This window comes from Arthrobacter sp. MDT2-3, assembly GCF_059090465.1.
Genome location: NZ_JBNHFS010000002.1, coordinates 615,932 through 630,293, shown reverse-complemented (window position 1 = coordinate 630,293; position 14,362 = coordinate 615,932). Strand labels below are relative to the sequence as shown.

16 protein-coding genes and 1 tRNA gene are annotated in these 14,362 nt (G+C 63.2%); 10 read left to right on the top strand and 7 right to left on the bottom strand.

Annotation, left to right across the window (positions count from 1 at the left end; genetic code table 11):
* Positions 1-63: 63 nt before the first annotated feature.
* The 4 genes from exaC (at position 64) to AC5RUQ_RS08590 (ending at position 4,270) form a co-directional block, all read left to right on the top strand.
* Positions 64-1,587, top strand: coding sequence for an acetaldehyde dehydrogenase ExaC (gene exaC / locus AC5RUQ_RS08605; protein WP_493946875.1), 1,524 nt, complete (start codon positions 64-66; stop codon positions 1,585-1,587).
* Positions 1,588-1,590: 3 nt separating this feature from the next.
* Positions 1,591-2,001: a DUF779 domain-containing protein gene (locus AC5RUQ_RS08600; protein ID WP_493946874.1), complete on the top strand. Its 411-nt coding sequence runs from the start codon at positions 1,591-1,593 to the stop codon at positions 1,999-2,001.
* A 173-nt stretch (positions 2,002-2,174) separates the two neighbouring features.
* Complete coding sequence (locus AC5RUQ_RS08595; protein ID WP_493946873.1) at positions 2,175-3,722, top strand: amino acid permease; 1,548 nt, start codon at positions 2,175-2,177, stop codon at positions 3,720-3,722.
* A gap of 182 nt (positions 3,723-3,904) precedes the next feature.
* On the top strand, positions 3,905-4,270 hold the full coding sequence (locus AC5RUQ_RS08590) for a nuclear transport factor 2 family protein (protein WP_493946872.1): 366 nt from the start codon (positions 3,905-3,907) through the stop codon (positions 4,268-4,270).
* 3 nt (positions 4,271-4,273) lie between these two features.
* On the opposite strand, the gene AC5RUQ_RS08585 is transcribed toward AC5RUQ_RS08590, so the two are convergent.
* The 3 genes from AC5RUQ_RS08585 to AC5RUQ_RS08575 form a co-directional block, all read right to left on the bottom strand.
* Entirely contained in the window at positions 4,274-4,909 is a 636-nt protein-coding gene (locus AC5RUQ_RS08585) for a DUF2461 domain-containing protein (protein ID WP_493946871.1), read from the bottom strand.
* Positions 4,910-5,043: 134 nt separating this feature from the next.
* The gene (locus AC5RUQ_RS08580; protein ID WP_256248193.1) at positions 5,044-6,540 is read right to left on the bottom strand and encodes a catalase; all 1,497 of its coding nucleotides are present in this window, start codon (positions 6,538-6,540) and stop codon (positions 5,044-5,046) included.
* A gap of 7 nt (positions 6,541-6,547) precedes the next feature.
* Positions 6,548-7,033 (bottom strand): Fur family transcriptional regulator, encoded by a 486-nt coding sequence (locus tag AC5RUQ_RS08575; RefSeq protein WP_163161728.1) that lies wholly within the window; start codon positions 7,031-7,033, stop codon positions 6,548-6,550.
* 179 nt (positions 7,034-7,212) lie between these two features.
* On the opposite strand from AC5RUQ_RS08575, the gene htpX reads away from it, so the two are divergent.
* The gene (gene htpX / locus AC5RUQ_RS08570; protein WP_493946870.1) at positions 7,213-8,079 is read left to right on the top strand and encodes a zinc metalloprotease HtpX; all 867 of its coding nucleotides are present in this window, start codon (positions 7,213-7,215) and stop codon (positions 8,077-8,079) included.
* A 149-nt stretch (positions 8,080-8,228) separates the two neighbouring features.
* Here the strand turns inward: htpX and AC5RUQ_RS08565 are convergent, their stop codons facing one another.
* Entirely contained in the window at positions 8,229-8,720 is a 492-nt protein-coding gene (locus tag AC5RUQ_RS08565; protein ID WP_050054209.1) for a YajQ family cyclic di-GMP-binding protein, read from the bottom strand.
* Positions 8,721-8,907: 187 nt separating this feature from the next.
* On the opposite strand from AC5RUQ_RS08565, the gene AC5RUQ_RS08560 reads away from it, so the two are divergent.
* Positions 8,908-9,162 carry a hypothetical protein gene (locus AC5RUQ_RS08560; protein WP_493946869.1) on the top strand — a complete coding sequence of 85 codons (255 nt, stop codon included), beginning with the start codon at positions 8,908-8,910 and terminating at the stop codon, positions 9,160-9,162.
* A 183-nt stretch (positions 9,163-9,345) separates the two neighbouring features.
* Positions 9,346-9,427 (top strand) — tRNA-Tyr (locus AC5RUQ_RS08555).
* A 235-nt stretch (positions 9,428-9,662) separates the two neighbouring features.
* On the opposite strand, the gene AC5RUQ_RS08550 is transcribed toward AC5RUQ_RS08555, so the two are convergent.
* Positions 9,663-9,875, bottom strand: a complete 213-nt coding sequence (locus tag AC5RUQ_RS08550) for a hypothetical protein (RefSeq protein WP_493946868.1) — start codon at positions 9,873-9,875, stop codon at positions 9,663-9,665.
* Between the two features lie 623 nt (positions 9,876-10,498).
* Between AC5RUQ_RS08550 and AC5RUQ_RS08545 the strand changes: the two genes are divergently transcribed.
* Positions 10,499-11,482, top strand: a complete 984-nt coding sequence (locus AC5RUQ_RS08545; RefSeq protein ID WP_493946867.1) for a hypothetical protein — start codon at positions 10,499-10,501, stop codon at positions 11,480-11,482.
* Positions 11,483-11,914: 432 nt separating this feature from the next.
* On the opposite strand, the gene AC5RUQ_RS08540 is transcribed toward AC5RUQ_RS08545, so the two are convergent.
* Complete coding sequence (locus AC5RUQ_RS08540; protein WP_493946866.1) at positions 11,915-12,085, bottom strand: hypothetical protein; 171 nt, start codon at positions 12,083-12,085, stop codon at positions 11,915-11,917.
* A 282-nt stretch (positions 12,086-12,367) separates the two neighbouring features.
* Here AC5RUQ_RS08540 and AC5RUQ_RS08535 point away from each other — a divergent pair, with 282 nt between their 5' ends.
* Together AC5RUQ_RS08535 and AC5RUQ_RS08530 are read left to right on the top strand one after the other, a co-directional pair.
* Positions 12,368-12,541: a hypothetical protein gene (locus AC5RUQ_RS08535; protein ID WP_493946865.1), complete on the top strand. Its 174-nt coding sequence runs from the start codon at positions 12,368-12,370 to the stop codon at positions 12,539-12,541.
* 66 nt (positions 12,542-12,607) lie between these two features.
* The gene (locus AC5RUQ_RS08530; protein WP_493946864.1) at positions 12,608-13,039 is read left to right on the top strand and encodes a CBS domain-containing protein; all 432 of its coding nucleotides are present in this window, start codon (positions 12,608-12,610) and stop codon (positions 13,037-13,039) included.
* Positions 13,040-13,199: 160 nt separating this feature from the next.
* Here the strand turns inward: AC5RUQ_RS08530 and AC5RUQ_RS08525 are convergent, their stop codons facing one another.
* Positions 13,200-14,240, bottom strand: a complete 1,041-nt coding sequence (locus AC5RUQ_RS08525) for a LysM peptidoglycan-binding domain-containing protein (protein ID WP_493946863.1) — start codon at positions 14,238-14,240, stop codon at positions 13,200-13,202.
* Positions 14,241-14,362 lie beyond the last annotated feature (122 nt).

Genomic DNA, 14,362 nt, shown 5'->3' with positions numbered 1-14,362 from the left:
CCTTCCCGCTCGTACGCTGGCCACAACGGCGAAAGCCTGATCTGCACAGCAAAGGAGCTAGCAATGACTGTTTACGTACAGCCCGGAACCGAGGGCTCGAAGGTCACCTTCAAGGACCGCTACGAGAACTGGATCGGCGGGGAGTGGGTGGCCCCAGTGAAGGGGCAGTACTTCGAAAACATTACGCCGGTAACGGGTAAAGCCTTCTGTGAAGTGGCCCGAGGCACGGCCGAGGATATCGAACTGGCGCTGGATGCCGCGCACAAGGTTGCACTGTCCTGGGGAAAGACTTCCGTGGCAGAGCGCGCCGCGATCCTGAACAAGATTGCGGACCGCATCGACGAGAACCTGGAAATGCTGGCCGTGGCCGAGTCCTGGGACAACGGCAAGCCCATCCGCGAAACGCTCAACGCGGACCTTCCGCTCGCGGCCGACCACTTCCGCTACTTCGCCTCGGCCGTCCGCGCCCAGGAGGGCAGGCTGTCCCAGCTCGATGACGACACCACCGCCTACCACTACCACGAACCCCTCGGCGTCGTCGGCCAGATCATCCCCTGGAACTTCCCCATCCTCATGGCCGTGTGGAAGCTCGCCCCCGCACTTGCGGCAGGAAACGCGGTGGTGCTCAAGCCGGCCGAGCAGACGCCGTCGTCCATCCTGGTCCTGATGGAACTCATCGGGGACCTGCTGCCCGCGGGCGTGATCAACGTGGTGAACGGCTTCGGTGTGGAGGCGGGAAAACCTCTTGCGTCCAGCCCCCGTATCCGCAAGATCGCGTTCACCGGCGAGACCACTACCGGCCGCCTGATCAGCCAGTACGCCAGCCAGAACCTCATTCCTGTCACGCTGGAGTTGGGCGGCAAGAGCCCGAATATCTTCTTCAGCGATGTCGCCCAGGACAATGACGCGTTTTACGACAAGGCACAGGAAGGGTTCGCGCTGTTCGCCTTCAACCAGGGGGAGGTGTGCACCTGCCCGTCCCGCGCGCTGGTGCAGGAGGACATCTACGAGTCGTTTATGGCCGACGCCGTCGCCCGGGTGGAAAAGATGGTCCAGGGCAACCCGTTGGACACCGAGACGCAGGTGGGGGCCCAGGCCTCGAACGACCAGCTGGAAAAGATCCTCTCCTACATCGACATCGGAAAGCAGGAGGGCGCCAAGGTCCTCACCGGAGGCGGCCGTGCAGAACTGCCGGGCGACTTGGCCGGCGGGTACTACGTCCAGCCGACCGTGTTCGAAGGCCACAACAAGATGCGCATCTTCCAGGAGGAGATTTTCGGCCCGGTCGTCGCCGTGACGAAGTTCAGCGACTACAGCGACGCCATGGGCATTGCGAACGACACCCTTTATGGGCTGGGTGCAGGTGTCTGGTCCCGTAACGGCAACGTGGCCTACCGTGCCGGCCGCGAGATCCAGGCCGGGCGCGTCTGGGTCAACAACTACCACGCCTACCCGGCCGGGGCCGCGTTCGGAGGGTACAAGTCCTCCGGTATCGGGCGTGAGAACCATGCGATGATGCTGGACCACTACCAGCAGACCAAGAACCTGCTGGTCAGCTACAACGAAAACAAGCTGGGCTTCTTCTAGGCCATGGCTCCGAGAAGTGCGATCGACGCCGCGGTGACGCTGCCCGGGGAGGACTTTTCCCGGGTGGCCCTCACGCCCGAGGCCGCGGAACTGTTGCGGACGCTCTGGCTCCGGCACGGGCCGCTGATGTTCCACCAGTCCGGCGGGTGCTGCGACGGGTCATCGCCCATGTGTTTTCCTGTGGGCGACTTCCTCACCGGTGACTCCGACGTCCTGCTGGGCCTGTTCGATATCTCGGATGGCCTTGAACCCCAGCCCCTTGAGTTCTGGATGTCCCGGGAGCAGTTCAACTACTGGAGCCACACGCACCTGACTGTTGATGTGGTGCCGGGGCGGGGCAGCGGTTTCTCGGTGGAAGCACCGGAAGGCAAACGGTTCCTGATCCGTTCCACCCTCATGGACTGGCCCGCCTAGCAGTTCGACATAAAGCGCTTGAGGCCCTCCGCCTGGAGGGTCTTAAGCGCTTTCACGGAATAGAGTTCGGCCCGTTGGCCGTCTCACCATTCGGGACAATTGGGACCGTCCAGTGGATGGACACTATCGTTGATAGGTCTGTTTCCATCAGAAATCAGGATAGTGATCCCCTTATGAACCTTCTCCGGACCAAATCGATCGAGCAGTCGATGGCCGACGCCGATGAACCCGGACGCAAGCTCAAGCGGTCCCTCAGCACCTGGGACCTCATGATCATGGGCGTTGCAGTGGCCGTGGGCGCCGGTATCTTCTCCGTCGGTGCCAAGGCAGCTGCCAACTTCTCCGGCCCTGCCGTCACGCTGTCCTTCGCGATCGCTGCCGTCACCTGCGCCCTTGCCATCATGTGCTACGCCGAGTTTGCCACCGCCATTCCCGTGGCCGGCTCCGCTTACGTCTTCACTTACGCCACGATGGGCGAACTCCTTGCCTGGATCATCGGCTGGAATCTGATCCTCGAGCTCTTCACAGCAGCCGCGGTCATCGCCAAGTACTGGGGCATCTACCTCAGCAAGGTCTTCGCCCTCATGGGCGCCGACGTACCGGCGGCACTCTCCCTCGGCGGCGTGGACCTTTACTGGGGCGCCTTCCTGATCGTTGCCGTCTTTACGGTGCTGCTGGTGCTGGGCACCAAGCTGTCCGCCCGAGTAGGCAACATCTTCACCCTGATCAAGATCGGCGTGGTCCTCTTTGTGATCATCGTTGGCTTCACCTACGTGAAGTTCGAAAACTACAGCCCCTTCATCCCTGCTGCCGAACCGACCGGCGGCACCGGCACCGCAGATGTCCTGAAGCAGTCCTTCTTCGGCTTCCTCACCGGCGCCGCCCCGGCACAGTACGGCACCCTCGGCATCTTCGCCGGCGCGGCCCTGGTGTTCTTCGCCTTCATCGGCTTCGACGTGGTGGCCACGTCCGCCGAGGAAGTCAAGAACCCGCAGAAGACCCTGCCGCGCGGCATCTTCGGCGGCCTTGCCCTGGTGACCCTCCTGTACATCCTGGTTTCCCTGGCCCTGACCGGCATGGTGTCCTACACCCAGCTGGCCGAGGCGGAGAGCCCCACGCTCACCACCGCTTTCGAAGCTGTAGGTGACACGTCCGCGGCCAAGGTTATTGCCTTCGGTTCCCTGGTGGGCCTGACAACCGTGATCATGGTGCTCCTCATGGGGCTGTCCCGCGTGGTCCTTGCCATGAGCCGCGACGGCCTCCTGCCACGTTCGCTGTCCAAGACCAGTGACAAGCGTTCAACCCCGGTGCGCCTCCAGGTCATCTGCGGCGCCGCGGTTGCGCTGGTGGCCGGCCTGACCAACGTGGACCTGCTTGAGGAAATGATCAACATCGGCACGCTCTCGGCGTTTGTGGTGGTGAGCTTGGGCATCCTGGTGCTGCGCAAGAAGCGCCCGGACCTGAAGCCTGCCTTCCGCGTCCCGTTCGGCAAGGTCCTGCCGATCGTTTCCGCCGTGCTGTGCCTCTACCTGATGACCAACCTGGCCGTGGAAACCTGGATCTTCTTTGCCATCTGGCTGGTGATTGGCCTCGCCATTTACTTCGCCTACGGCCAGCGCCACTCCAGGCTGAACGAACGGTTCGCTGAGGCCAACACAGCTGTCAACGGCGCTCGCGCTGCATTCTCCCAGGATGACGACGACGAGCTGACCCGCGCCTGATGCCGTAGAAGGTGCCCAACCAAGCTATGCCAACCGCCCGCTGATTCCCGATCAGCGGGCGGTTCTGCTTTCTCCCACCCGATCGCGCTTGAGAATTCTCGTGCAGCCCGGCCGAGTTTGGAGTTCAATAAAAGCTGGACCTGAGGCGGGCCCAAAGACGCCTATGGGAGGAAGCGGGCGCTATGGAGAGCACCATGGAGTCGGTGGCAAGGGCTTTTTCAAGCCACCGGTTTGAGGATTCCCTTCCCCAGCTGGACGACGACGTTGCCTGGGAGCTTGTAGGCGGCGAAGAGCTGAGAGGCAAGGCGGCCGTTGTGGATGTCTGCACGTCCCTGGCGCGGGACCTCGAGGACGTGCACACCAGTTTCGACCAGTTCAGGGTGCTGGTCGCCCCTGACTGCGCTGTGGTTGACAGTGTTGCCAGCTACCTCGCTACGGACGGCAGCATCAGCCGGGTTGCGTCCTGCGACATCTATGACTTCGTAGACGGTCGGGTGGTCCGGATCCGCTCCTACAATGTGGAACTGGCTTCCGACACTGCCGGCTGACGCTCACGGCGCGGCGTAGCGGCCAACCCAGTCCACCAACGGCCGCAGTTCATCCCACAACGCCCCGATCTCCTGGACTGCTGCAGGAGTGTCCAGCCAGGCAGGGCGGCCCAGGTCCGTGCTGGCCGCGAGGGACTTGTGCTTCAGGAGCTCGCCCCGCGGATGGTCCCGCGGGTACCCGCGCGGGACAGTCTTGAGCTTCTCTCCCTCCACCGCCAACCCAGCAGCACCGACGGCGTCGATAATATGCCGAAGGGATTCTCCTGTTCCGGAGGCGTCGACCGAGTTGCGGTACCTCACCAGCTGGGCGGGGGTGTGGGAATGGTAGCCGCCACCCACCAGAAGCCCCTCCGCGCTGACCTGCAGGTAGTAGCCCATCCCTTCGTGGATGGAGGCAAAAGCACCCTGTGCCGTTTTGTACGGCGATTTGTCCAGGGAGAACCGGATGTCCCTGTTGGGCCGGAAGATCCTGCCGGGGCCAAACCGGGGCTCCAGCTCCGCGAGCAGGAGCGTGATCGGTTCACGGACCAGCTCCTGGTACCTGTCCTTATGCTCCAGCCACCACTCACGATTGTTGTTGTCCTGCAGCTCTTTGTAGAACTCGAAGGCGCCGGTGGGGATGCCCTGGAAAGTTGTCATGCGTCGATCCTAGGGACGGCTGCAAGCGGCGGCTATGGACTTAGTGCGTATGTGGAAAGCGGAGCTTTGTGGAAATAAAAAACCGCCCCGCCACGGGAATTCGTGGCAGGGCGGTTTCAGCAGCTTTAGACGAATTAGCCGATCTTGTTGGCAGCCTCTGCATCGGAGGACGGTGCCGACGCAACAGCTACGGCGCCGAGATTGGCGCGGAGCTTGGCGCCGAGTTCGGCGTCAACGTTGGTCCAGTACTGGATGGCGCGTTCCTTGATGCCGGGGCTCTTGACGCCGCCCACTGCACCGGTGATGGTCTCGAGCAGGCGGGCCTTGGCGCCGTCGTCGTAAACCTCGCGGTACAGGGTGCCGGCCTGGATGAAGTCGCTGTCCTCGGCGTGGAGGGAGTGCGCGGCAAGGGTCAGCTCGCCGTCGTTCTCCCAGCCACCGGCCGGGTTCTGCGGTTCAACTGCGGCCGGGCCACCAACAGAGTTGGGGGCGTAGACCGGGACGGAGGGAGCGTTGAAGTGGTAACGCCCGGCGCCGTCCTGGCTGTAGTTGTTGACCTGGTTCTTCGGCTGGTTGACCGGGATCTGGGCGTGGTTGGTGCCCACGCGGTAGCGGTGTGCGTCAGCGTAGGAGAAGATGCGGGCCTGCAGCATCTTGTCCGGGGAAGCGGCGATGCCCGGCACGAAGTTCGAGGGGGCGAAGGTGGCCTGCTCGATCTGCGCGAAGTAGTTCTCCGGGTTCCGGTTCAGTTCCATGGTGCCCACCTTGATCAGGGGGTAGTCGCCGTGCGGCCACACCTTGGTCAGGTCGAACGGGTTGAAGCGGTAGGTCTTGGCGTCCTCGTACGGCATGACCTGGACGTGCAGGTCCCAGGACGGGAAGTTGCCGGCTTCGATGTTCTCGGACAGGTCGCGGATGTAGAAGTCCGCGTCCGAACCGGCCAGGGCCTCGGCCTGCTCGCTGGACATTGAGTTCACGCCCTGGTTGGACTTGAAGTGGTACTTCACCCAGAAGCGCTCGCCCTCGGCGTTGATCCACTGGTAGGTGTGTGAGCCGTAGCCCTGCATTTCGCGCCAGGAGGCGGGCAGGCCGCGGTCACCCATGAGCCAGGTGACCTGGTGTGCGGACTCGGGGGAGAGGGTCCAGAAGTCCCACTGCATGTCGGCGTCGCGCAGATGGGTGCCCGGGAGGCGCTTCTGGGAGTGGATGAAGTCCGGGAACTTGATGCCGTCGCGGATGAAGAACACCGGGGTGTTGTTGCCCACGAGGTCGTAGTTGCCCTCGGAGGTGTAGAACTTCACGGCGAAACCGCGGGGATCGCGCCAGGTGTCCGGGGAACCGTTCTCGCCGGCCACGGAGGAGAAGCGGATCAGCATCTCGGTTTCGACGCCGGGCTGGAGGAAGGCTGCCTTCGTGTACTTGGACACGTCCTCGGTGGTCTTGAACGTACCGAATGCACCGCCGCCCTTGGCGTGCACTACGCGCTCCGGAACCCGCTCGCGGTTGAACTGGGCGAGCTTTTCCACCAGGTAGTGGTCAGTCAGGATGATGGCACCGTCGGCACCGACTGACTTTGAGTGTGCGTCGGACGTAACGGGGGCACCTGACTGGGTTGTTGAAATGGCAGTCATTGTTCTCCTATTTCTCTATTTCTTCTGAGGGACGATTGGAAGGAAGTTGTTGGGACTGCTGGCAGTCCTGGCAGATGCCCTGGTACATCACATCGGCGATCTGGATGGTCATGGGCTTGGCATTCTCGTCCCAGTGTGGCGTGAGGCAGGGGGCGTGGCCCACGGCGCAGTCCACGTCCTCCACGCGGCCGCAGCTGATGCAGATGGCGTGGTGGTGATTGTCCCCCACACGGGTTTCGTACAGCGCGGGGGAGTGCGGGGGTTCGAATCTGCGCAGCATGTGCAGGTCCGTCAGGTCCCCGAGGACCACGTACACGGACTGGGCCGTGAGTTCCGGAAGCTCGGCGCGGGCCGCGGCCAGAATGCTTTCGGCAGGAGAATGGGGATGCCGTTCCACGGCGGTGAGCACCGCCAGCCGCTGTTTGGTCACCCTGCGGCCATGGGCGCGCAGGGCGGCAGCCCATGCCTCGTGGCCGTCAAAGTGCTCTGTCATGACACTATTGAAGCACTTATTATGAACATCTCACAATAAGGCTGGGCTTACCTCTTGGGACCCTCTCGCAACTTCTGCACCACGAGGTGATTGCCGGGTGATGAACGTGCGCAATTCAGGGAGAGTGCCGGAACCCTGCTCCGGGGAAAGCCGTTCCCATAGAAGAGGGAGGATGAGACGTGCACAGACACTACAACGGACTCAAAACGGTGGCGCTGTTTGGCGTCCTGTGGGCGGTACTGCTGGGCCTTGGAGCGTTGATCGGGGCCAGCACGCGTAGTTCTGCGCCCATCTGGATCATGGCGCTGGTGGGGGCGGCCACCACGGCGTACGGCTATTGGAACAGCGACAAAATCGCCCTCCGGTCCATGCAGGCCTATCCCGTCACCGAAGGGCAGGCTCCGCAGCTGTACCAGATAGTCCGGGAGCTCTCCGTCCGGGCCAACCAGCCGATGCCGCGCATTTATCTTTCGCCCACGATGAATCCGAACGCGTTCGCCACCGGGCGCAATCCGAGGAACGCCGCCGTCTGCTGCACCGAGGGAATCCTGCAGCTCCTGAACGTCCGTGAACTCCGCGGAGTCCTCGGACACGAACTCATGCACGTGTACAACCGGGACATCCTCACATCCTCGGTTGCGGCCGCTGTTGCGGGCGTCATCACCTCGGTGGGGCAGATGCTGCTGTTCTTCGGCGGCGACCGGCGGAACTCGAATCCGTTGGCGATGCTGGCGATGGCTTTGCTGGCGCCTTTCGCGGCGTCCCTGATCCAGCTGGCCATCTCCCGAACCCGGGAGTACGACGCCGATGAGAACGGCGCGCAGCTGACCGGCGATCCGCTGGCGCTCGCCTCAGCCCTGGCCAAGATTGAGCGCGGCCTGGGCATCGCCCCGCTGCCGCAGGACCAGCGGTTGGTCAACGCGTCCCACCTGATGATCGCCAACCCGTTCCGCGGCGGAGCGATGAGCAAGCTGTTCGCCACCCATCCGCCCATGCGGGACCGGATTTCTCGGTTGGAACAGATGGCGGGGCGACCGCTGGTTTAGCTCGGTATTCGTTGGTCTAGCGGGGATCTTGTGGGCAACGCGTGGATTACATCGCGAGACGCAAAGAGGCCGGCGACGCCCGCTATTTGGGCGTCGCCGGCCTTTGGCTTAGCGGCAATTACAGGCGCGTCGAAAACGACGGTCCGCTGCTAACTGCGGAAGTTCACAAACTGCAGATCGGCCTCGTCGAAGTCCTTCAGCAGTGCCATGGTGGCCTGCAGATCGTCGCGGGACTTGGACGTGACGCGCAGTTCGTCGCCCTGGATCTGGGACTTCACGGACTTGGGGGCTTCGTCACGGATCAGCTTGTTGATCTTCTTCGCCAGGTCCTGGGCGATGCCCTCCTTGATGGAGGCCTCGAGGCGGAACTCCTTGCCGGAGGCGTAGGGTTCGCCGGTGTCCAACGACTTCAGCGAGATGCCGCGGCGGATCAGCTTCGACTGCAGGACATCCAGCACAGCCAGGACGCGTTCCTCGGAATTGGCCTTCATCAGGATCTTCTCGCCGCTGAAGTCCACTTCGGCACCCACGCCCTTGAAGTCGTAGCGCTGGGCCAGTTCCTTCTGTGCCTGGTTGAGGGCGTTTGCCACTTCCTGCTTGTCCACTTTGCTTACGACGTCGAATGTTGACTCGCCTGCCATGACTCTCCTTGTGCTGGTGGGAGCCCCGTCCGCGGACGGGGCTTAGGTGGCTGAATTCAAGCCTAATACGGATGCTCCCGTTGAGGGGTGAGCCGTATTCACAGTTCCCTCTCAGCGGACGCTCCGGGGGAACGAAGGAGGGGCGTGCAGAGTTATAGGAGTTGGAAAGCTGCACGAAGGGAACACCATGCACCGCAATGCCGTCCGATATGTCACCCGCACCACCTCGGCGGCGGCCGGCGCGGTGGCCACAGCAGCAACGTCGGTGGCGGCAGCGGCGGTGGCGGCCTCCATCATCTTCAGTCCAGTGGCGGACGCCTCCTCCCGGATGGAGGGCGTCCACGCGGACCTGGTCCGTGCCGTCCAGCTGAACCAGATCACCGAGGAGCAGGCCGTGAAGTTCGAGGCCAGGCTGGCCGGCAGGATCTTGGGGGAAGCCTGACGTGCGCCTGCTCCGGACGCCCTGAAAGCCCGAAATCCCGCCCGGTTGCGGGCTTGCGGGTGCCGATTCGATTCTTCAGCGGAAGTTCTGTATTGTTGTGTTGCCCGCGGTTACTGGAAGCGGAACGGTCCGGAAACGGACAGTTCGCAGACTGCAGCCGGGGGTGATCTTCTTTTGAAGTTCGGCAGATTACCCGAGCGGCCAAAGGGGGCTGACTGTAAATCAGCTGGCAACGCCTACGGGGGTTCGAATCCCTCATCTGCCACAGTCCCGGTTTTCCGGGAATTTAGACCCGTTCGGATCTCTTCGGAGGTCCGGGCGGGTCTTTTTTATTGCTTCGAGAGCACAGTTGTGAGCACACCTTTGCTTTTCTTTGACGCCCTGCAGCAGCGAAAAGGTACTCTCAGCGGTGTTCCTCGCGGCGTCTCCCACCATGTGCGCTACAGGTCACGAGCGATCCGGCTCCCCGAAGTGCTCAACGGCGGACGCGGATGCGGTGCTCACCACGTCCGGATTATTTCCCTGATCCACTCGTAAATGCTGACGACGATGCACACCAGCCCCATGGCCAGGATCAGCGTGCCAACCAGTGAGAGCAGCGTATAGAGATCCTCGTCGCTGCGGTACTGCTCCTGACTGGATCGTCCGCCCAGCACTTCAAACAGCACCCACCCGATGGGCAGCAGCCCAAGGCCGAGCAGGAATGTCCTCACACGCGCATCTTGCATATGTCCCTCATGTTGAAGACCTTCACCGTATCTGCCGCCGGAAGCGATCGCTCCAGCACGCGGGCGCAACAGCAATTAGGCCGAACCTACGCATGCCTACAGACAGGAACCATTTCGGGCGCCCGATGGTGAAGCAGTACGTCGGCATTATGAACAAATGCGGTCGCACGGCAGTTCTCGCGTCACAGAGTCAGCATTTAGGTACGCATGCCCTCACGTGTCACAGCAGTCACATATGCTCCTTCTATCACTTCCGCTGCACCTTTGCAGCACTATGAGAAAGACACAACATGGGGGCCTCTCAGAGGCGGCTTCTCGCCGCCGCAGCTTCTCTTGCCATCGCAGCATCCGGACTCGGATCTGCTGTACCGGCTATCGCAGCAACACCGCTCACTACCGTTACAGACGAGCAGGTAGCAGTACCCAGCAGTTCACCTACTGGGCCATCCGTCGTTCCGGTTGAAACCGCGGCAGCGCCCGCTCCCACGGAAGCAGGCAGTCCTTTACCAGCAGAGGAACCGAGCGCTCCGGCGGCTACGCCCGCAGACAAAGGCGCGGCACCCGAATCGGTAACACCTGGCAGTTACACGACCTCAGGTGCAATCGGGGTGAAGTATGCCACGGCCTCCGCTGTCCTAGGTGCCGCCATATCGCCGGAGTTCACCAGCCAGCGTTTCGGTGGCGCGTACCAACTCTTTGAGAACGGCACAATCGCCTACCTTCCGCAGTACGGTGCCTACATAGTTATCGGCGGCAATAACAGCGTTTGGCAGTCCATTGGTGCGCAGGACAGCGACCTCGGCTACCCAATCTCCGCTGAGTACGCACCGATGACTGGCGGAGTGATGCAGATCTTCCAGTTCGGGAAAATTTCTTGGAACCCCGCAACGGGTTCTCGTGTCACCAAGGGTGGCATTGGTGGGGCCTGGGACAACGCAGGCGGGCCGCTGGGCGGCCTCGGCTACCCGACCACGGATGAATATGCTCCCAGGCCTGGTGGTGTTATGCAGGATTTCCAGTTCGGCAAGATTTCCTGGAACGCCGCAACGGGTTCGCGCGTCACCAAGGGTGGCATTGGCGCGACCTGGGACTCCGCGGGCGGCCCCCTCAGCGGCCTTGGCTACCCCACAACGGACGAATACGCAACGGTTAACGGCGGCGCCGCCCAGGACTTCCAGTACGGGCAAATCGCCTATTCACCGGCAACGGGATCCCACATTGTCAGAGGCGCTATTGGGGCGACGTGGATCCTCGTCGCCGGACCTCAAGGGCAATTCGGGTACCCGACGGCCGGCGAGATTACTGGCCTGACGGGCGGTGGGGCCAAGCAGTACTTCCAGTACGGTGAAATTGTGTGGTCCCCAAGCGTTGGTACCAAGCTCATTTCCGGCGGCATTCGATCCGCGTGGGCTGGTCAGGGCTCTGAAGCGGGACGCCTCGGATATCCGACCAACAATGGTTACGGGGTCAGCGGCGGCGGCGTCGGCCAGGATTTCCAGGGTGGCCGAATCATCTGGTACCCCGGTAGCACCAAGGTCGAATACGCCTCCGGCGCGTATCAGCCAGTTCCCGCAGCACCCCAGCCCTACTAGGCCAACTGCGCTGCAGCTCGAAGGCCCTGTCCGTTGTAAGGGGCGGGGCCTTCCTGCTGCTCGGGTCCCTGAGGTCGGCGCCTCAACGACGTACGCTGGCGGGCGCGTCTGGTACCCGTCGCTACGTCGAGGCTCCGAAAGGCAGTCTCGCCCCGGCCGCCGCCACCGTTCCTGCTGCCTGGCCAAGGCAAGCTGTCCGGGGACCCCACGGATACCGTCGCCGACTGGGTGACCGCACATGGGGCGGAAATCACCACCGAGGACGTGGAGCTGGTCATGGAAGCCGTAGGGCCGGGTCGCAGGGGGGAACCCGAACTGGCAGAGCTGTGGGACGACGCCGACGAACCCGAATGGCGCGACTCCCTCGAAGACCTTCTAAAAGGCTGCGCGCGGCCCTGCGGTAGGGTCGGCACCGGCGGCAGCCGGCTATGTCTAAGCTGCACTTTCATCGGAGCTCTGGATCTCGACACTCTGGAGTGCGCGGCCGACGTCGGCTGGCGGCCGGCGCCGGGCTTTGACCAGAACAATCAGCATGGTTAGGACGGTGACCGTCCAGGCAATCGCGGCCAGGAACACCAGACCGGTTGCCATTAGGGGGTGCATGCCGAAAGTCTAGGACTGCGGCGCTTTGATTATCGGACGCAACTCCGCAGCATCAGAGCCTTAATTTGCACAAGCAGGGACTCGAAGCCGGCGGAAATACGTGAGGGCACGAAAAAGGTACGCCCCGTTCGCTGAGGGCACCCTTCTCGATTCCCCTCGCAGCATTTCAGAGCGCACCGCGACTTCAACACGTGATGCCTTGAACCACTACGAGTTCGGGGAGCGGGCTCTAAACGGCGTTGAACGTGAAGATCGCCATGCTCAGCACCAGGAGTCCGAAAAATGCCACTCCGCAATCAGCTGGCGGACGAGCTGGACCGAACCGGCAACATCTCGCTGATTACCCTCGCGGGTGAACAGTATCGGACCATCTTCCGGGACCTCCCCTGGCCGTACGAGATTCCAATGAGGGCGCTTCGCAAACCGCCGTCGACATCGCTGCCGGCCGGGGCGTAGGCTGGCAGCATCGGCGCACGTGCCCCGATGCCCTGCGTCGATAAACCAATCGATGAAGGAGGACCAATGAGTGCCGTACGTGAGTTTATGACTACGGACGCGCAGTGTATTAAGGAAAACCAGTCCCTGACAGATGCCGCCCGGATGATGATGGATCTGGACTGCGGATCGTTGCCGATCTGCGGTGACGACGGCAAGCTGAAGGGCATGATCACCGACCGCGACATCGTGCTCAAGTGCGTGGCGGCCGGACGTGATCCGCGGGAGATGATGGCCCGCGACCTCGCCTCGGGCAGGCCCCACTGGGTGGACGCCGACGCGAACGTTGATGCCGCCATCGAAATGATGGAAAGGTACCAGGTCCGGCGGCTCCCGGTTATCGCCGACCACAAGTTGGTGGGAATCATCAGCCAGGGAGACATCGCCCGCAACTACTCCGAACAGCGTGTTGGTGAGCTCGTGGAGCACATTTCGGAACGCAAACGGATGAACGCATAGCCGGGATTGACCGTTAAGCTCATCCCCGCAATCAACGCCACGGAGTCCTCTCCGTGGCGTTCCTTTTTTGCCCGCTCATTGCCATGTCCGCAGCTCCCCGCCCTGAAGGTTGGGAGCCGCGAACAAGCCTGGAAAGCCAGTGGCGACCGGTTCTGCCTCCTCAGTTCAGGGCGATCAGGAGCATCTGGGTGGTCCCGGGAATGCACGTCTGCAGGATTGCCCGGGGGAAACCGCCGAATACTGCGATGACGTCGTTGGTGGTTCCCGGGTTGGGTACCTGGCCCCTGGCAGTTACGGTGTACGTTCCGTAGCCCGGAATGCTGACCGTCTCGCCCACCCCGATTCCGGAGAACCGCCCCCAGCCGCCGCAGAAATCGTGCTCGGTGATGAAGAGCGAATAGCCGTCGTTGGGCGTGTAGTGGATGGGCCCGATGCAGGCGTCAACCATGGCCTGGCCGCCGGCGCCGGCCACGTAGATCGTGCGGACTGCGGGAGCGGCGGGAACGAAGGCGGGGGCTGCCGCTGCCGGCGGTGGAGCCGGAGCCGCAGCGGCAGCCGGCGCCGGAGCACCGGCCTGGACTGGTGCCGCCACGGGCACGGCAACGGCTGGACCCGTAAGGACCAATGTCTGGCCCGGGACGATGATGCTGAAGGAGCTTAGGCCGTTGGCAGCAAGCATGGCGTTCATGTCCACGCCGAACCTGGCGGCGATGGCACCTACGGTATCCCCGGGGACCACCGTGTAAAGGTTGGGGTCCGCGGCAGGTGCTGCAGGTGCCGGCTCAGGGGCGGGCGCAGGTTCGGCAGGTGGCGCCGGAGCTGCCTCCGGCGGCGTTTCCGCAGCAGGTGGCGCAGCTGGGGGCACATCCGCTGGGGGTACATCCGCTGGCGCTGCCGCCTGCCCCTGAACAGTGCCGGAAGAATCGGTGCCGGACGCAGCCTGGGCCTTGGCTTCAACACCGGCCGGGCCTTCGGGGACCGCCTCCGCAACGGGAGCGGCCGCCGTCGTATCCTGTAGAACGATGGGGGCCGGTGCGGCCAGGGCCCCGACACCCACGGCGGCCACCACGGCTGCCGTGGCCATCCCGGCCCATAACTTGTTGCTGACGGTACGGCGGCCCACCGTCAGGTCGGTGCGGGGGACGTCGGTGGCGAAACTGCGGCTTTGTGGATCTGAGGCTTTGAGGTTCAGCTCGTTCATGGGTAGCCCATCGAGGTTCGGTCCAGCCGAGCCGGTGCAGATGCACGGCGCGAAAGCGGGACGGATCGAGGTGTGATGCTGGCGGCCCGGCTTCGAGCCGGCCGCTCACGGCGCATGATGGA